Source organism: Bacillus sp. 2205SS5-2 (assembly GCF_037024155.1).
In the GTDB taxonomy this organism is placed as follows: Bacteria; Bacillota; Bacilli; order Bacillales; family Bacillaceae_K; genus Bacillus_CI.
This window is the reverse complement of the sequence record NZ_JAYKTS010000051.1, coordinates 1-17,471: the sequence shown is the minus strand read 5'-3', so window position 1 is coordinate 17,471 and position 17,471 is coordinate 1. Positions and strand designations below refer to the sequence as shown.

Genomic DNA, 17,471 nt, shown 5'->3' with positions numbered 1-17,471 from the left:
AACAGATACCGATAAAACCCGTTTCTTTGGCAACGGTAGAAAGAACAAATATGTTAGGCGAGTGTTCCGATCAAAAAGAAAAAAATTAGGTAATGGCAAAAAACTAAATGCCATCCGAAATCTCGATGATAAAGAACAACGATACATGAAGGACCAAGACCACAAAGTTAGTCGTTCAATTGTTGATTTTGCAATTGACAATCATATTTCTGTCATTCGGTTAGAACAATTGACCAACATAAGACAGACGGCAAGAACAAGCCGTAAAAACGAAAAGAATCTACATACATGGTCTTTCTATCGCTTATCAAAATTCATTGAGTACAAAGCGAATTTAGCAGGTATTAAAGTTGAATATGTGAACCCTGCATACACTTCTCAAACTTGTCCTAATTGTTCTAAAAAGAATAAAGCAAAAGACAGAAAATATAAGTGTTCTTGTAGGTTTGAAACACATAGAGATAAGGTCGGTGCAATGAATATTCGATATGCACCTGTGATCGATGGTAACAGTCAATCAGCCTAAGGTGCTATATGCACTGTCTTAGGAGGGGCAATGAGATGCCCTAATCTTGAAGACTGTTCAAAACAGAAATGGATTGCGAACGTTTAGTCATTCAAGAATCCCATCCGTCACACCGTAAAGTGTAGGACTTGCGGCTTTAGCCGTGGGAGTCTCAAATAATCACCATGAAAAAATATGGTTAGATCCTCACTTCACGAAAGGAGTTTGAAAATGAAAGCTCAAATCAAAGCTTTTGTATTTGATGTCTACGGTACATTATTCGATGTTCATTCTGTGAAAGAAAAATGTGACGAACTCTATCCAGGAAAAGGGGAAGAAATCAGCACAGTTTGGCGACAAAAACAGCTTGAATACTCTTTTTTACGTCAGCTCATGGGCAGGTATGAGCCATTTCTAGAAGTAACTCGTTCCGCATTGCATTATGCTCTAGCAAAACTTGAATTACCCTTAAGCAACTCTAATGAAGAAGATTTAATTGCAGCCTATAAGAAGTTAACACCTTACCCTGAAGTGGAAGCTGTACTAAAACAACTTCAACCAAAAGAACGGGCGGTATTTTCCAACGGATCTCCCGATATGTTGAACCCGCTCATCGAATCATCCAGTCTCTCTTCTTACATTGACAAGATCATTACTGTGGACGACATTAAACATTATAAACCCACACCAGCATCCTACCAACACGCTTTGACTCATTTAGGACTGAAGCGCGAAGAAATATTATTTATGTCATCTAATGGATGGGACATCACAGGAGCAAAAAGCTTTGGTTTCCAGACCGCTTGGATTAACCGCCAAAACCTTCCAAAAGAAGAACTAGGCATCACACCCAACCGAATTTACAAAGACCTCACAGGTATACTCGAATGGGATTAAGAAAAGCGGAAGTGGCTTGCCCTGCGGCGTCAGGCAAATGAAGAACTCGGAGGTGATGCCTGCATCGCTGGAGGGTTATTCATTTGACCCCGAGCCGCAAGCCACTGCAGCTGAATCACGAAATGCGAAAGTGGCTGCCCTGCGGCGTCAGGCAAATGAAGAACTCGGAGGTGATGCCTGCATCGCTGGAGGGTTATTCATTTGACCCCGAGCCGCAAGCCACTGCAGCTGAATCACGAAATGCGAAAGTGGCTGCCCAGGGACCGCAGGCATCTGGCAGAACACGTAGTGAATCCCGATTCACGCAGTGGGCTGACAAATGCCCGAGTCCCTAGCCACTGCAGCTGGATCATGAAATGCGAAAGTGGCTGCCCTAGAGTAAAAATCAACCAAAAAGTTTAACAAAATCCAATAAAAAAACTCGCCAGTTGGCGAGTTTTTCTTCATTATTATGCTTTCAGTTTCTTCAACTCTGCTACAACCCCAACAGGCTCTGCACGTTTTGTATAATCAGCATCCACGCTAGCGAAATCAATCGTCTTATCTTGATTGATGATAAACGTAGCTGGGACAGGCAATGTCCAAGAATCCTCGCCATTATGTGCTGGGATATCCAAATTGATTTGGTCGTAAATTTCAATTAAGTAGTCAGGAAGCTTGAACAGTAAATTATAGTCTACTGCAACCTTTCCATTTGGATCACTTAAGACGTGAAAAGCAAGATCGTGCTTTTCCTTCATTGATAGTGATTGATCAGGTGTTTGCGGACTAACTGCAATGAGTTGCCCCCCTGCTTCAGTAATTTCAGGTAATATATTTTGATAGGCTTTTACTTCTAAGTTACAGTAAGGGCACCAAGTACCTCGGTAAAACATCAAAATAACAGGACCTTTTTCAAGCTCTTCGTAGAGAGTAACCTCATCTCCTGCTGCACTTCTTAATGTGAAATCAGGTGCTTTCTCTCCCGTCGCTAATCCGGTTGCCTCTCCTGATTTTTCTAATTCTTCTGTTGCTTTTAACATTTTCTCCAAAATTTCCTTTGGAATTTTCTTTATAGCACCTTGTTGAAATTCTTTTATTTGATCGGCTAAAGACAATGTAACCCCTCCTATTTTTTATTCAAGACTGTTATCGCAAAGATTCTAGCTTTTCAAAACGGGATGAACAGCTAGAATTGTATGACATCGTGCTCATTTCCTTATTAAAAATTCTTTTTATCTATATACAGTAAGAAATAACTCGAAAAAACCTAACTTCATGTTTTTTCTTTGTTCTAGGAGCACGTAGTCTACGAAAAAAGCCTCATTCCATGTAAGTATCCCCTATTTCCCCTTTAAAAAATGTAGGGCACATTACAGAAATCGAAATACTTTACATTTAAAGTATTATTGCATAGTTTTATCTTAATGAAACGAAATTTGCTCACATTCGAATAGAAGAAAGGATGATTTTGTGAAACCGAATTTTGTAAAAATCATTGCCTATATTTCTGTCCTTGCGACGATACTTTGGTCAATCGGACTATTTTTGACGGTGAATGACCAACTCTTTACTGCATCAACTTCTATACCTTCTCCTTCAGAGCCAACACCAGTAGCCAGTGAAACAGAAGATATTCATATCGTGGCGATTGGCGACTCACTGACCCGCGGAACAGGAGATACTTCTGGCAGCGGTTATGTCTCTTATATGTTAGAAGAACTTTCGACAAAATCAGAACAACAGTTGCACTTATCTAATCTTGCCATTAAAGGCTATACCTCTCAGCAATTATTAGGTCAGCTTGAACAAACCGAAGTACAACGGCAACTTCAACAAGCCGATATCATTCTAATGACCATTGGTGGAAACGATCTTTTTCAAGGTGGAGAATCCATTTTGAATTTTTCTGACAGTGACGTGGATGCGTCTCAAGATGACTATCGAAAAAATCTACAAAACATTTACACGACTCTCCATAACCTAAATGAAGAAGCAACCCTTTTCCATATCGGGCTGTATAATCCTTTTAGTGCGTTAGATGATTCCGCTTTAACATCAAGCGTCGTACGCCAGTGGAATTTTGAAACAGCAGAACTTGCTTCAAGCACTCAAAATATAGTTGTTGTTCCGACGTTTGACCTTTTTCAGCTTGATGTCAAAAATTATTTATACAGTGATCAATTCCATCCAAATAGTGCTGGTTATCGATTAATAGGAGAACGAGTGGCCTCTCTTATCACTTTCAGCGAGGGGGAAACAGAAGATGAATAACTCAGAACCTACCTTAATTGTAGAGAATCTGCAAAAGAATATCGGCAAAAAAGAAATTATTAAAAACCTCTCTTTTCAGCTGCAACGGGGAGAAGTATTTGGCTTTCTTGGTCCTAATGGAGCAGGAAAAACGACGACAATCCGCATGCTAGTCGGATTAATCAAACCAACCGCTGGCGAAGTTACCATTTGCGGTCGTAGCCTTCGTTCAGACTTCACCAACGCCATTCGCAACATCGGCTGTATCGTTGAAAACCCGGAATTATACACCTATTTAAGCGGGTGGGAAAATCTTCAGCAGTATGCACGGATGGTGCCTGAAATAACAGAAGATCGCCTTACAGAAGTGGTGAATTTAGTCGGCTTACAGAATCGTATTCATGATCTGGTCAAAACCTACTCTCTCGGGATGCGCCAACGTCTAGGAATTGCCCAAGCTCTGCTTGGTAAGCCTAAAGTGTTAATTTTAGATGAACCAACGAACGGACTCGATCCAGTCGGTATCCGTGAAATGCGTGAATTTATACGGAGCTTAGCAGAACAAGATGGAATAAGTATTCTCGTCTCCTCCCACCTGCTTAGTGAAATTCAATTAATGTGTGATCGAGTGGCGATTATTTCTAAAGGAGAAATTATTACCGTTGATTCAGTGGAAAAGCTCCTTGCTGAAAAAGAGAGAGTCACCTGGAGGCTCCACCCTCTCGCTGAAGGAAGACGCATTTTATCAGAAGAAACGACGATTCTATCAGAAAAAGAGGATACGCTTATTACCCTATTTGAAGAAGAAAAACTTGCAGCTATTAATGAGCGTTTAGTTCGCGAAGGAATAAAAGTAAGCGGGATTCAAACAACTCTCCCTACGTTAGAAGATCTGTTTATCGAATTAACAGGAGGGGAAACGATTGATTAATCTTGTTCATAATGAACTCATCAAGCTTGTTCGAAAAAAGCGACTATACGTTGTGATCGGAATTATCGCTGTTTTAGTGGCGATGTTCACCTATGCGCAAATGAAGGAAGTCCAATCGCTAAAAGAAAGACTCGGGACAATTGAATGGCGCATGCAATTGCAACAAGAGATCATTGATACCGAAAATCGTTTGAATTCTAGCGGCATCTCGGGCGAATGGCGCAAATTCATGCGAATTCAAGTCAGTCAACAAAAATACTATTTAGAAAATGATATCAATCCGTCTGCTCCTGGCGCTCCAACCTTTATGAGGATGTTTGTCGAGAACTCGATTGATTTATTTCTCCCTCTTTTGGTTGTGGTGGTCGTGGCTGACCTTGTTTCATCCGAGGCAAGTGCAGGAACCATTAAGCTATTGCTCACCCGGCCTGTAAAGCGATGGCGAATTTTATTGAGTAAATTTTTGACGATGGTGCTATCAGTCTCGTTTATCGTTTTCATGCTCGGATTAATATCGTACCTGATTTCTGGAATCGTTTTTGGCTATTCGGGATGGACCTTGCCGATTTTAACCGGATTTTCAGTTCAAGGGGAAGAGCTGGTTACAAGCAATGTTCACCTTATTACGCAATGGGAATACTTACTAATGGAATTTGGGCTCGCCTGGTTTGTCGGCGTTATTATCGGCACTTTATCGCTCATGCTGTCTGTACTCATTCGGAGCACGGCTGCAGTGTTCGGCGTGATGCTCGCTGCCCTCATTTCAGGTGCCATCCTCGCCAATATGGTCTCATCATGGGAAACCGCGAAATACTTTTTCATGGTTAACCTTCGTGTAACCAACTATATTAATGGCATGGGTGCTCCAATTGAAGGCATGAGCCTTGGCTTTTCGTTAACGGTGCTTTCTGTATGGGGTGCCATCGGCCTTCTAATTGCATTTTTATCCTTTACTCGTAGTGATGTTTACTAGGGAGAGAAAAATGGAAATTTCCTAGTAACACAAAGAGGACTCTCAAATAAGAGAGTCCCCTTTCTTTCATTATGGCTACTTTTGCAATAACATATAAGCCGTTTAAAGAGTAGATTTTGCGGTGTCTTTTCATATTTTTTAAAACTTAGTCAATTTCATAGGCTCTTTTCGTATACATTGTTGCCCTTGACACAAAGAAAAAACAGGCAGTAGGGTTTTTTCTATTGATTTCTTCCTTTTTATCTAGGAATGAAGAATTTTTCAATAGGAAAAGAGCACGAAGTCATACAAGTCAAGGGATTCCTTATTATTCGAAAAGCCACAATCTTTGCGAAAACAGCCATTTCATAAAACCCATTTAACGCCATATCGTGCAAACATATGACTAATTAATGTAATTATGAACTTGACTCAACTAAATCTCTGAAAAAGTAAAGGATTCTATCGAATAGGAAATAAAATAATAAGGCTGTTTACGAAAACAGCCTAACTAATAACACTGCTAGAGATCAGTTTCTCGATCTTCAGCTATTCCCCCTATGATCGAACAAATATCTTTAAAATTCTATTAAAAATGGGTAAGTGTTTTCATCCAAACAGAGTTTAATTCTTTGTCTGAAATTATTCCAAGTTACCATTTCTAAAGCTTGCTCAATAGGAAAAAACCCTACTTCCAAACTCTCTGGAGAAGTCGTTAATTTTCCTCCAACTGGTTTAGCTAAGAACAGTGTGTTACATATTGAATTGTTAATATTTTGGAATACCCCACAGAACTTCAAAACTTCAATATCAACTCCTGTTTCCTCTTTAGCCTCCCTTATTGCAGCTTCTTTTAAAGACTCCCCTTCTTCTACTTGTCCACCTGGCATTTCCCACCCTCTCTTAGGTCCCTTGATTAATAGAATTTCTCTTCGTTCATTAATGACAATAGTTGCTGCTGAAATAATATGTTTTGGTGGTGAGTATGTGTTTTGCGTGCTTTGTTCCAAAAGAACATCCCCCATTCCTAACTTAGTATGTTCACCTAATGTCCAAGTCTTCAATAAGGCAAAAGCTGGAGAACTGTATTATCCTCCAGCTACCACCAGTTGAAATAAGTGAAATTTATATTAATTACTATTTTGTAGTTCGTTTTTCACAGTGGCTTTTAATGCTTGGTTTCTCACTTCTAAAATGAATTCCTTATACACCTATTTTTTCAACCATTCTTTTCGAACCAGTCTTTCATACAATTAACGTGAGCTTTATCTCTTCGAAGTTTGGGTTCAATCTCTATGTAATCTTCATAACTATCATATTCCCAAATAGTGAAATTATCTTAGGAATCATCCTTATTATCCTTCATTCATCGACCGAGTGAACGAAAACGATATTTGAGTTGGATAGATTAGTTTGTGTTTTAAAAAATGGGTATTGAAAATTTTCTTCTATAAAGGCTCTATTCGTATACATTGCTGCTATGTAGTCTAGATTTAGATTGATTCTTCCATTTTGCTGTTAAAACCCTTAAAAAAAGACGAAAAGATGCCACGATACTAAGAAATATCACCGTTTATAAGCTGGTTTGAAAAGCAAGAAACTTTGCAAAAATAGTCCCTATAAAACAACATACTCACCTTCATTCATGAATTTCAAATCCGAATAAACAAATCCATTCTTAAACAATGACGTGATTCAGTTCAATGCTAATTATTTCAAATTTTCTTATTTTTTGCAATAATTTATTCCGAATATTATTTTCGTACACTATGTTGCTATGAAACATCTACAAAAACCACGCTGTTCTGGGGGGGATAAAAATTTCCTTCCTTATGCCACTCCAAAACTAAAATGTTATACGCCTATTTCTTTCAGCCTAATGCAGAAACGATAAATACCTTATAATAAAGACGTTCTCTTTGTACTATCCTTTTTTCAGAAATTATGTGAATCACACTCATTTGAGTTGTTTAGTATTTAAATAATCCTATTATTTAGCTCTTCACTTAAAAACTTCTTCTACCCATTTTAGGGCATGTTAATGGGTTAATAGAAAAGCTCAGAGACATTAACTCTGAGCTTTTTTGCGTGCTATTTACTTTTAGCATACCCCACGAATTCCATTTATATTTTTCCAATAATTTCACGTTTTTCCACAAAAACGAAACTACTCATTTTGCGCTTTTTTCCCGTCCATCATAATCGTCAAGCTAATTAAGGTGACTAGAATCGTCGCACCCATATCAGACAGAATGGCAATCCAAAGGGTTAGTAAGCCCGGAATTGTTAATAAGAGGGCAATAATTTTCAACCCAAGTGCTAAAGATATATTGAGTTTAATGACTTTGTTTACTCTTTTTGATATGGCTATCGCTGTAGGTAGCTTGACAAGATGGTCTTGCATGAGGACGATATCGGCGGTTTCAATCGCACTGTCGGTTCCTTTCCCCATGGCAATTCCTAGATCTGCCGTAGCTAGAGCGGGAGCATCATTAATGCCATCACCAACCATGGCTACTTTCTGATGCTGAGTTAGTTCCTGAACCTTTTGAACCTTCTCTTCTGGTAAAAGTCCAGCAAAGTAGCTTGTTAAGCCGACTTGTTTCGCAACCTTTTGAGCGGTTTTCTCATGATCTCCTGTTAGCATCACTGTTTCTTTGATGCCTACTTGATGTAGTTCCTTGACAATTTGCCCACTCTCTTCGCGGATTTCATCACTAATACCAAACATACCGAGGACGCTTTCCTTACTCGAAACAATCACCAATGTGTAGCCTTCTGTTTTCAGCACATCCACGTCATTTTGAATTGCCGGTGCTAGTGAAAGTGGAACACTTTTTTCGTTCCCCACAAAGTATTCATTCTCGTCAATTTTCGCTGAAATTCCTTGGCCTGCAATAGTATTGAAATCGGTGGCTTCAGCCATTGAGGTCGTTTGCTCCGACAGATGATCCATAATCGCCTTCGCAACCGGATGGGACGAATTTTTTTCAATCGAAGCTGCAATCGTATAAAAATTTTCATCATATACAAATTCTTTTTCAACGTAAGGACGGCCCTTGGTTAAGGTTCCGGTTTTATCAAAGGCAATCGCGTCAATCTTGCCTAGTTGCTCTAAGAACACACCGCCTTTTACCAAGATTCCATTTTTCGCATTTTTCGTAATCCCTGATACGATCGCAATTGGAGAAGATATTATAAGCGCACACGGACAACCAACAATTAATACAGCTAATCCTTGATACAATGCACTGCCCCAATCACTCCCAAATAACAGTGGAGGAACGATCATGACGATGACAGCTATCAGCATAATCGCAGGCGTATAATACTTAGCAAATTTATTAATAAAAAGCTCGGTTGGCGTTTTCGTTTCTTGTGCCTCTTCTACAAGATGAAGTATTTTTGCAAGCGAGGAATCGTTGTATGCCTTCGAAATTTGGACCGTTAACACGCCCTCATTATTGATGCTGCCACCAAAAACATTCTCTCCATTCGTTTTTTCAACAGGCATCGCTTCTCCTGTGATGGCCGCTTCGTTCACGGAACTCTTCCCAGAAACCACCAAACCGTCAGATGGAATTTTTTGTCCAGATTTTACGAGTACATGATCGCCTACTTGTAGCGATTGAATCGACACTACTCGCTCGATCCCATTTTCAATTAGGAGTGCTTCTTTTGGTGCAACCTTTAATAATTCTTCCATCGAGTGGCGTGCTTTTTCCATCCCAAGTCCTTCAAGATACTCATTTACTCCAAACAGAAGAGCCACTAATGTTGCTTCTTTCCACTCCCCAATACCTACTGCACCTATTAGGGCGATGGTCATCAATGTATCAATATTAAATTTAAAGGAAATTAAGTTTTTTAACCCTTTTAAAAACGTCTGGTACCCACTCAGCGTGATGGCAGCTAAATACATCACAACCGGAAGGGCATTGTCTAGGCTCATATCGATCACTATGGCGGCTAAAAATAATACTGTTGATATGCCGAGATAGAGTTTTAAGTTGGTTCCATGTGAATGATCATGCGCATGTGCATGTTCTGTGACAATAGCCGCCCCGTCATTGGATAGTATTTTTTGGACAGAGGTCATATCAATCCCTCCGTCTACTACGAGCTTGCTGCTATTAAAGAGAACCTTTGAAGATTCACCGTGATCAAGCTTTTGAATCTCTTCTTCTATTTCTCGTGCGCAATTGACGCACGATAAGCCTTTTAACTTGTATTCTTCCATTTTCATAACCTCCTCCCTGTCATCGATGCTCTGCATGATGAATTGTTTGCTCTAACACCGTCATAACATGATTGTCATCAGGTGAATAATAAAGAGTTGTTCCTTCTCTCCGAAACTTCACTAAACGAATATTTTTCAAAAAACGCAATTGATGAGACACTGTCGACTGCAAAAGCGAGAGATTTTCGGCAATTTCATTTACAGAATGCTCTTTTTGCGCTAATAAGTGGAGAATTTTTATTCTTGTTGGATCAGATAAGGCTTTAAACATTTGCGAGACTGAATAGAGTGTTTCCTCATCTAAATGATCTGCTTCTAGCTTTTCATTTTCATTCATGCTCTTCACCCCAATACAATGTGTGTATATGAGTATATGCTCATATAATATATTTACATTATAAAAAAAATCTGATTTTTTGTCAACTCAAACATAATTATTTTTTGAACATTTTAAAAGTAGAATTTAAATGAAATAAATTTGTTCAGAGTCACACTTAAAATGACCCCAAATCTATTTAATTCAAGTTTTAGGGAGGTAAGCGAAATACAAAACTCTTCGGACAAAACTCTTTTCCTATACATTGTTGCCTTTTAGTCAAGTTTCAGATGAAATCCTCCAATTTGCTGTTGATTCTCAGCAATAATAGACGAAAAAATGCCCCTAATCAAAGCTATATCATGGTTTACAGACGGGTTCAAAAAAACTCTCTTTGCGAAAACAGTCTGAACAATATATTTTGTGGCAGCGAAATTCGTCTGCTTTTATCATCTACATTTTATGATTACCTATGTATTTTGGTGAAAAATCAGCAAAAAACCCGTAGGATTATTCAACGGGTTTCCGTTACTCTATTCATTCACTAATTCATCGACTAACTTCTCAGCAGCTTTTCGATAACAATTGCTCATATGGACAAGGGAAGCAATCGATAAAATTTGTTCTACTCTCGATCGTTCTTTTGTTGCAATCGACTCTCCTTCTTGCTCGATATCATCTGACATGCTCTGAGTATCGTCTTGGAATCGTTGAACATTCTTCTTCATGACACTTCCGTAACTCGTGTAGAGACGATGGAGTTCATCTGGTTCATTCTCCGCAATTTCATTGATGTCCGCTAACGTAGATTTAATATCTCCAATCGATAAAGACCCTTTTAATTGATAGATCATACTAATTAAAATCAAATGTTCCTTCGAATATTTTTTGTTTTTAATAGGGAAAAATACTTTGCCTTTGGCGTAGTTGTTGATCATTGTTTTCGTTAATATTTTTTCTTCGGCATTCCGTTTCGTATCGCCAAATTTTTGTTCAAATAATTGAATGACTTGATCCATATAGAGGTCGATGTCAGGCATTTCGGCTAATGTCAATTGGATTTCAAGCGGTAACTCTAATTCTTTTATTTTCATATGTTCCTTCTTCCTCACTCTTTTTCTCTCATTATAATAAACACAACTGAGTAAGTAAAGATTGACTAGATGATGAACTTTAGATATTATTATATATAGTATCGAAAACTACATAACATTATGGAGGTGTTTAATTTGGGCACATATATTCGTGAACCCATTAATGCTTTAACTCATTTAGTTGGTGCAATGCTTGCTTTTGCAGGTTTACTACTGTTAGTGATCAAAGCTTCAATCACAACTTCTTCTGCTTTAAGTATTACCGCGGTCATTCTATTTGGTGTCAGTATGATCCTTCTTTATGCTGCCTCAGCCACGTACCATTCGGCAATTGCTACAAAGGAAGTAATTGCTTTTTTACGAAGAGTCGATCACTCGATGATTTTTGTATTCATTGCCGGAACGTATACTCCCATTTGTCTCATAAGTCTTCAGGGTACTACCGGATGGATTCTCTTTGTGGTTATCCATTTACTTGCTCTGTTAGGGGTTTTTTATAAATTGATTTGGTTCCGATCTCCTCGTTGGCTGTCAACCCTGCTTTATATCGCAATGGGCTGGTTAATTATTATGTTTAGCTTTCCTCTGACGACTATTCTCGGAGTGAACGGCATGCTTCTACTTCTTATTGGGGGTATTTTTTATACGATTGGTGGAGTTATTTATGCGACAAAACCTACCTTTCTTACCTTTAAGCATCTTGGGTTTCATGAGATTTTCCATCTCTTCATCCTACTCGGAAGTTTGTTCCACTTTCTTTGTATCTTTTATTTTGTTCTCTAAAACGCTTCTTCCAAAAATGTTGTTGTGATGGACACTCGAGATACTCAGACAAGTTAATGCCTCGAGACAATTAGGAATCTCAAGACATTCTCATCAACCTCAGCGTTAGTAGCCAAAATTTAAAGGATGAGCGTATTGCCCATCCTTTTAAAATAATTCAACAAACTCTTCATAGCCTTCTTCTTTTAGCTTCTCTTTCGGCACAAATCGCATTGCCGCAGAATTCATACAGTAGCGTAAGCCTGTTGGCTCTGGACCATCAGTAAAAACATGACCAAGATGTGAATCACCATGCTTACTTCTTACCTCAGTTCGAACCATAAACAACGTCTTATCTTCTACTTCCACAATATTTTCAGACACTAATGGTTGAGTAAAACTAGGCCAGCCTGTTCCACTTTTATACTTATCTTCTGAGCTAAATAAGGGTTCTCCAGACACGATGTCCACATAGATTCCTTCTTCTTTATTATCCCAATACTCGTTATCAAAGGCTGGCTCCGTTTTATCCTTCTGAGTAACACTGTATTGAAGATCAGTTAGCTCTTCCTTCAATTCATCCTCTGTATAGCTAGGGTAGAGTGAGTTCGTCTCTAGCTTAATGTCCCGGTCCTCTCCCCACGCATCGTCGAGAAAATCATCTCGCCCCGAATTATTACGGTAAAATTTATAGCTCAAACTATTTTTCTTATAATAATCTTGATGATATTCTTCTGCTTGATAAAATGTCATTGCCTGGCGAATAGGAGTGACCAGATCTTCTTGAAATCGTTCAGTCGCAGCCAGTTCTTTTTTAGATGCTTCCGCTTGTGTTTTTTGCTCGTCATTATGATAGAAAATCGAACTTGCATACTGTGGTCCACGATCCACAAATTGTCCTTCAGCATCCGTTGGATCTATTTGACGCCAAAAAACTTGGAGCAACTGCTCATACGTAATGACATCTGGATTGTACTGAATTTGCACTGCTTCGAGATGATTTGTTTGATTCGACGATACTTCATTGTAAGTTGGATTTTCTTCTTCACCGCCTGTATAGCCTGAAACAACTGAATAAACGCCGTCTAATTTCTCGAAAGGCGGCTCCATACACCAAAAACATCCACCAGCGAATGTAGCTAGCGCAAAATTATCTGGAATGCCACTTTCAACTACTGGCTCACTTCCTAATGATTTTTGTGTCAGACTTGCATACAATCTTGGAACAAAAAAGACCGCGAGCGCCAAAAAGAAGAGTCCGCTAATCATGTAGATTTTCTTCACAGTTCTTCCTCCTTCTTTTCTTCTATATACTTCTCACTCCAAATTGCTTTTCTAAACTTTCCATCTTCTTCTTTAATGGCAATTGCTTCTTCCACATCTATTCCTCTAATCGAATAATATTTTGTACCTATAATATATTCATTAAGGTTGTTTTCGCAAAGTTTGTTGCTTTTCGAATCAGGTTACAATCTATGATATAGCTTAGTTTCGGGCATCATTTCGTCTGTTTTTGATGAAAATGAACAGTGGGATGGATCATATAGTCAAAAATCAGATGAAATAACCACAATGTATACGAAAAGAGCCTTCATTAAAGAAGTTACCAGTATTTGTGCTTTCCATTTTGGAATACTTCTTCACTTCTCCAATCTCCTCATCGATTTCGCTAACTTAGTCATCACTAATTTGATAAGGCTCTTTTCGTATACTTCGATGCTATTGGCACAAAGAAAAAACTGGCAGTAAGGTTTTTTCGACGGATTTCTTATGCTTTATCTAGAAATGAATAATTTTCCATTTAAAAAGAGCACGAAGTCATACAAGTCAAGGGATTTTTTCTTATTCCAAAAGTCACAATCTTTGCGAAAGGCTCTTTTCGTATACATTGTGGCTAAATCACCTGATTTTTGATTAAATCGCCCATTTCTTTGTTGTTTCCATCAAAAATAGACGAAATGATGCCCGAAACAAAGCTATATCACCGTTTATAGACTGGTGCAAAAAGCAACAAACTTTGCGAAAACAGCCTTCATTAAATAAGACGCCTATATTTAAATTGAAGTTACAAATAATAATAGGTTAAATTTACAAGTGTTTTTCAATTAAGGGAATCTCAAACCAAAACGTACTTCCTTTCCTCCCATCACTTTGGACGCCGATTGCTCCTCCGTGTAAATCAATTATCTCTTTGCTGATCGACAACCCGAGTCCTGAGCCGCCGTATTGTTTGCTCCGGGACTTCTCGACCCGGTAAAACCGTTGGAAAATCGATTTCTGTTCCTCTAATGGTACTCCTTTTCCTTCATCACTAACCGCAAACCGAAAAGAATCATTCCTTCTCTCAACCTCTATCACCAATTTCGTTTGATTAGGTGAAAATGAAAGTGCATTTTGCAGAAAATTGGTCATCACTCGTTTGATTTGTGAAGGCATCAAGGATACAGATGGCATATTTTCATCAAAAATCACCTTCAAATCAATTTCCTTTTCTGCTATTTTCCGTTCAAATTGTTGGAGAGTCTCAACGACAAGCTGATCCATCAAGGTTCTCGTTGGTGTGAAGGGGATTTTCTTACTTTCAAGCTGAGACAACTGAAGGACTTCTTCAATTAAACAACTCAATCGTTCAGTTTCAGCTAAAATCGTGTCGTAGTAACGCTTCTTTGTTTCAGGATCCTCGATAATTTCATCCTGAAGTGCTTCGACAAATGAATGAATAGAAGACAGCGGTGTACGTAAATCATGAGAAACATTCGATATTAATTCACTTTTGAATCGCTCCGACTCCTTTAACTCTTGAAACATATCATGAATCTGCGTTGACATATGATTAAAATTATTCGCTAGCTTTTTAATCTCATCCGGTCCATCTTCCGGCACTTTTGCATCAAAATCTCCTTGCGCCATTCGTTCCGCTTCACGAGTCATTTGTTTTACCGATTTTAGTAACGGAGAAGTAATCAGCCACGATACCACAAAGGACAACAAACCTGCACCAAGTGTGATCAACGTCAGTAGCAGAATGATTTCATTTGAAAGAACCATTCGAACATACGAGATTATGAGAAATAGAAACATCAACAAAACTGAACTTCCATTAGCGAGCAGCAGCAACGTCCTAAGTTTCATTTCATTTTTCTCCTTCAAATTTATATCCGATTCCCCAAACTGTTTTAATATAAAGTGGTTTGGATGGATCGGTTTCGATTTTTTCACGTAGTCTGCGAATATGGACGTTGATCGTATTCGCATCTCCGTCGTATTCATAATCCCAAAGCTTTTCCAGTAACTGCGATTTCGAAAACACCTGGGAAGGATGTTGCGCTAATAAAGCCAATAAATCGAATTCTTTCACTGTTAACTCCACTAATTTTCCAGTGACGGTTACTTCTCGTTTCCCACGATGAATGGTTAAATCGCCATAGTTTGAACTTTCGGAAGCATTTCTCTGATTTTCATATGAATAAGTACGACGAAGAATATTTTTAATTCTCAGCAGCAATTCCCGTGGACTAAAAGGTTTCGTTAGATAATCATCAGCCCCGATGGTTAACCCATAAATCCGGTCCTGCTCTTGTCCTAGTGCAGTTAACATAATAATCGGTGTCTCACTTTCTTCGCGAATCCTTTCCGCAACTTCCCAGCCATTAATCTCTGGCATCATTACATCGAGAACTACTAAATCTGGCTGTATAAATTGGTATTTTTCAAGAGCCATCCGACCGTTATTGGCCGTTGTAACTTCGTATCCCTCTCGTTCTAAATAGCGAGAACAAACATCAATAATATTTTCTTCATCATCAACGATTAGTATTTTATAACTCATACACTACGCTCCTTTTTCTACCACAGCATACCCAAAATCAACATTGAATTGCTTACACCAAATCACAATTTTCATTCCTTCTTTTATTTCCGTTCCTGCAGGAAGTTCATAATTTTGATTTCCGATATTGCCTTTTAATTTGCCCAGTGACACCCCTTGCTTTGTTTCTTGCCCTTTATCTACTAAATAAACATAAAGGTCTGGGCCATTTGTTACCTCAATATTTTCTAATCGGATATGATCCGCTGAAACCAGAACCTCTCCACTCGCTTTATGGGAAGAATCTCCATCCATAAACATTCCCATCAATGACTCTGTTTCGTCCTTTGTATCTTCTGTCATCATTTCTTTCGAGGATGAAGCGGCTTCGTCCTCTTTCGCCCTATCCGAAGATTCCATTTCCTTCATGTCCGAGTCATCGGTCTCCATCATAATCGGTTCCTCGTTGACGACTTCGTTGATAAACAAAGGAGAAATAAGATACCAACCAATTCCTAATAAAACCATTGCTGCGATTGTAATTAACCCTTTTTTCATAGCGGATTCTCCTTGCTTTCATATGATATCTTAAGTTTAGTTGCTAGAGTTTATCGAAAGCTAACGAAATTCTTAAGAAAGTCTTACGATTGGAGAAGCGGGGAATTCTCTAAAGAACTTTGAGACTATTTTTCAGGTTTTGTACAAATTCCTGGTTGTGCACCACTTTTCTCGTTTTGTGCACGACTTCCGCTCCTTTGTGCACGACTTTTTCGTTTTATGCACGACTTCCCCAGTTATGCACATCTCTGCAAATTCAAATTTCCTCATACACTTTACAACAGCTTATTCTTCGCACTCTTGTAATTTCAACTCATATTTTATTCCTCTTCCCTTACCATATGATTTTAGGTTCATGTCTTTAAGTAAATTAGTTGCTACTGTTCTTGAGGAGATTCGGCAAAAGTCTCTGAATTGGTGATTGGTAATCGTGGATCCAAGAAGGAGGAAATAATCATTAATTGCAAGTAGATGAGCCTTCTTAGAGGTAAAGGAACAATAGTGGCAGCTCCACATTCCATAGCTCCGTTCCATTGGAAGTTTATTACACTTAGGTCAGTGAACGCCTTTCAAGATTTCATATTTTTTAACCTTCACTTTTTGTAAGGGGGTGCATGGACTGTAAATTTTAAGATAGTGGAGGGTCTAGCAAATGCGACCAGTGATTCTACGGGGAGAAGGGGTAGGTGGTGACTTTTGATCCACTCGATTAATTGTATTTTTTGTCTTCTTACCTGAAGGGTTGGATTCGGTAATCCTTCTTCTACTCCATTCTGTGAACGAATCATTTGACCAAATTCACCGTGAAAGGTAATCGTAACGTTAATATTTTTCGCTTCAACAATGGTCAAATATCGACTCGTGAGGAGGACGGTATCGAGTTGAAAGTAGGAGGCTTGGTGTTTTAAGCGGACATCATGCAATATCAACGCTTCTTCAGGTAGAAAGCGCAAGGGAAAAGCCAATGATTCTTCCCCCTGATACCCTTTTTTCATTCGACCCAAATTTTCTTCTATACTTGCTCGACTGGGATGATTATTTGAGACTCCCACGGCTAAAGCCGCAAGTCCTACACTTTACGGTGTGACGGATGGGATTCTTGAATGACTAAACGTTCGCAATCCATTTCTGTTTTGAACAGTCTTCAAGATTAGGGCATCTCATTGCCCCTCCTAA

18 protein-coding genes are annotated in these 17,471 nt (G+C 38.7%); 8 read left to right on the top strand and 10 right to left on the bottom strand.

The genetic code is table 11. The annotated features are described in order from the left end of the window. From U8D43_RS20180 to U8D43_RS20165, 4 genes are all read left to right on the top strand, one after another. Positions 1 to 526, top strand: a 526-nt coding sequence (locus U8D43_RS20180) for an RNA-guided endonuclease TnpB family protein (RefSeq protein ID WP_335872943.1), incomplete at its 5' end; no start/stop codon positions are given. Between the two features lie 210 nt (positions 527 to 736). After that, on the top strand, positions 737 to 1,402 hold the full coding sequence (locus U8D43_RS20175) for a haloacid dehalogenase type II (RefSeq protein WP_335872942.1): 666 nt from the start codon (positions 737 to 739) through the stop codon (positions 1,400 to 1,402). Between the two features lie 37 nt (positions 1,403 to 1,439). Beyond that, positions 1,440 to 1,607, top strand: coding sequence for a hypothetical protein (locus U8D43_RS20170; RefSeq protein ID WP_335872941.1), 168 nt, complete (start codon positions 1,440 to 1,442; stop codon positions 1,605 to 1,607). Then, positions 1,558 to 1,737, top strand: coding sequence for a hypothetical protein (locus U8D43_RS20165; protein WP_335872940.1), 180 nt, complete (start codon positions 1,558 to 1,560; stop codon positions 1,735 to 1,737). Before U8D43_RS20170 ends, U8D43_RS20165 begins: the two co-directional genes overlap by 50 nt. A gap of 114 nt (positions 1,738 to 1,851) precedes the next feature. On the opposite strand, the gene U8D43_RS20160 is transcribed toward U8D43_RS20165, so the two are convergent. Next, positions 1,852 to 2,499 (bottom strand): peroxiredoxin-like family protein, encoded by a 648-nt coding sequence (locus tag U8D43_RS20160; protein ID WP_335872939.1) that lies wholly within the window; start codon positions 2,497 to 2,499, stop codon positions 1,852 to 1,854. A gap of 355 nt (positions 2,500 to 2,854) precedes the next feature. On the opposite strand from U8D43_RS20160, the gene U8D43_RS20155 reads away from it, so the two are divergent. The 3 genes from U8D43_RS20155 to U8D43_RS20145 are packed head-to-tail and all read left to right on the top strand — an operon-like array spanning position 2,855 to position 5,538. Then, positions 2,855 to 3,655 (top strand): SGNH/GDSL hydrolase family protein, encoded by an 801-nt coding sequence (locus tag U8D43_RS20155; protein WP_335872938.1) that lies wholly within the window; start codon positions 2,855 to 2,857, stop codon positions 3,653 to 3,655. Then, positions 3,648 to 4,565 (top strand): ABC transporter ATP-binding protein, encoded by a 918-nt coding sequence (locus U8D43_RS20150; protein WP_335872937.1) that lies wholly within the window; start codon positions 3,648 to 3,650, stop codon positions 4,563 to 4,565. The genes U8D43_RS20155 and U8D43_RS20150 overlap by 8 nt, the downstream gene beginning before the upstream one ends. Next, a complete protein-coding gene (locus U8D43_RS20145) occupies positions 4,558 to 5,538 on the top strand; it encodes a DUF2705 family protein (RefSeq protein WP_335872936.1) in 981 nt (326 codons plus the stop codon). Before U8D43_RS20150 ends, U8D43_RS20145 begins: the two co-directional genes overlap by 8 nt. A gap of 557 nt (positions 5,539 to 6,095) precedes the next feature. Here the strand turns inward: U8D43_RS20145 and U8D43_RS20140 are convergent. The 4 genes from U8D43_RS20140 to U8D43_RS20125 all read right to left on the bottom strand — a co-directional run bounded on the left by U8D43_RS20140 (position 6,096) and on the right by U8D43_RS20125 (position 11,167). Further along, positions 6,096 to 6,527, bottom strand: a complete 432-nt coding sequence (locus U8D43_RS20140) for an NUDIX hydrolase (protein WP_335872935.1) — start codon at positions 6,525 to 6,527, stop codon at positions 6,096 to 6,098. A 1,157-nt stretch (positions 6,528 to 7,684) separates the two neighbouring features. Beyond that, positions 7,685 to 9,757 (bottom strand): heavy metal translocating P-type ATPase, encoded by a 2,073-nt coding sequence (locus U8D43_RS20135; protein WP_335872934.1) that lies wholly within the window; start codon positions 9,755 to 9,757, stop codon positions 7,685 to 7,687. 19 nt (positions 9,758 to 9,776) lie between these two features. Beyond that, entirely contained in the window at positions 9,777 to 10,094 is a 318-nt protein-coding gene (locus tag U8D43_RS20130; protein WP_335872933.1) for an ArsR/SmtB family transcription factor, read from the bottom strand. A 512-nt stretch (positions 10,095 to 10,606) separates the two neighbouring features. Then, a complete protein-coding gene (locus U8D43_RS20125) occupies positions 10,607 to 11,167 on the bottom strand; it encodes a DUF1836 domain-containing protein (RefSeq protein ID WP_335872932.1) in 561 nt (186 codons plus the stop codon). A 135-nt stretch (positions 11,168 to 11,302) separates the two neighbouring features. Between U8D43_RS20125 and trhA the strand changes: the two genes are divergently transcribed. After that, positions 11,303 to 11,950 (top strand): PAQR family membrane homeostasis protein TrhA, encoded by a 648-nt coding sequence (gene trhA, locus U8D43_RS20120; protein WP_335872931.1) that lies wholly within the window; start codon positions 11,303 to 11,305, stop codon positions 11,948 to 11,950. 147 nt (positions 11,951 to 12,097) lie between these two features. On the opposite strand, the gene msrB is transcribed toward trhA, so the two are convergent. From msrB to U8D43_RS20095, 5 genes are all read right to left on the bottom strand, one after another. Further along, positions 12,098 to 13,213, bottom strand: a complete 1,116-nt coding sequence (msrB, locus tag U8D43_RS20115; protein WP_335872930.1) for a peptide-methionine (R)-S-oxide reductase MsrB — start codon at positions 13,211 to 13,213, stop codon at positions 12,098 to 12,100. 804 nt (positions 13,214 to 14,017) lie between these two features. Then, on the bottom strand, positions 14,018 to 15,061 hold the full coding sequence (locus U8D43_RS20110; protein ID WP_335872929.1) for a sensor histidine kinase: 1,044 nt from the start codon (positions 15,059 to 15,061) through the stop codon (positions 14,018 to 14,020). Position 15,062: 1 nt separating this feature from the next. Then, positions 15,063 to 15,758 (bottom strand): response regulator transcription factor, encoded by a 696-nt coding sequence (locus tag U8D43_RS20105; protein WP_335872928.1) that lies wholly within the window; start codon positions 15,756 to 15,758, stop codon positions 15,063 to 15,065. Between the two features lie 3 nt (positions 15,759 to 15,761). Then, positions 15,762 to 16,295 carry a DM13 domain-containing protein gene (locus U8D43_RS20100; protein WP_335872927.1) on the bottom strand — a complete coding sequence of 178 codons (534 nt, stop codon included), beginning with the start codon at positions 16,293 to 16,295 and terminating at the stop codon, positions 15,762 to 15,764. Positions 16,296 to 16,888: 593 nt separating this feature from the next. Further along, positions 16,889 to 17,290, bottom strand: a complete 402-nt coding sequence (locus U8D43_RS20095; RefSeq protein WP_335872944.1) for a nuclease-related domain-containing protein — start codon at positions 17,288 to 17,290, stop codon at positions 16,889 to 16,891. Positions 17,291 to 17,471: the final 181 nt, after the last annotated feature.

Excerpts from the sequence above, each read along its gene's own strand:
- U8D43_RS20165 (WP_335872940.1), top strand. The coding sequence starts at position 1,558 with ATGAAGAACTCGGAGGTGATGCCTGCATCGCTGGAGGGTTATTCATTT.
- U8D43_RS20110 (WP_335872929.1), bottom strand. The coding sequence starts at position 15,061 with ATGAAACTTAGGACGTTGCTGCTGCTCGCTAATGGAAGTTCAGTTTTG.
- U8D43_RS20170 (WP_335872941.1), top strand. The coding sequence starts at position 1,440 with ATGAAGAACTCGGAGGTGATGCCTGCATCGCTGGAGGGTTATTCATTT.
- U8D43_RS20100 (WP_335872927.1), bottom strand. The coding sequence starts at position 16,295 with ATGAAAAAAGGGTTAATTACAATCGCAGCAATGGTTTTATTAGGAATT.
- U8D43_RS20125 (WP_335872932.1), bottom strand. The coding sequence starts at position 11,167 with ATGAAAATAAAAGAATTAGAGTTACCGCTTGAAATCCAATTGACATTA.
- U8D43_RS20150 (WP_335872937.1), top strand. The coding sequence starts at position 3,648 with ATGAATAACTCAGAACCTACCTTAATTGTAGAGAATCTGCAAAAGAAT.
- U8D43_RS20175 (WP_335872942.1), top strand. The coding sequence starts at position 737 with ATGAAAGCTCAAATCAAAGCTTTTGTATTTGATGTCTACGGTACATTA.
- U8D43_RS20135 (WP_335872934.1), bottom strand. The coding sequence starts at position 9,757 with ATGGAAGAATACAAGTTAAAAGGCTTATCGTGCGTCAATTGCGCACGA.
- U8D43_RS20130 (WP_335872933.1), bottom strand. The coding sequence starts at position 10,094 with ATGAATGAAAATGAAAAGCTAGAAGCAGATCATTTAGATGAGGAAACA.
- U8D43_RS20095 (WP_335872944.1), bottom strand. The coding sequence starts at position 17,290 with ATGAAAAAAGGGTATCAGGGGGAAGAATCATTGGCTTTTCCCTTGCGC.
- U8D43_RS20105 (WP_335872928.1), bottom strand. The coding sequence starts at position 15,758 with ATGAGTTATAAAATACTAATCGTTGATGATGAAGAAAATATTATTGAT.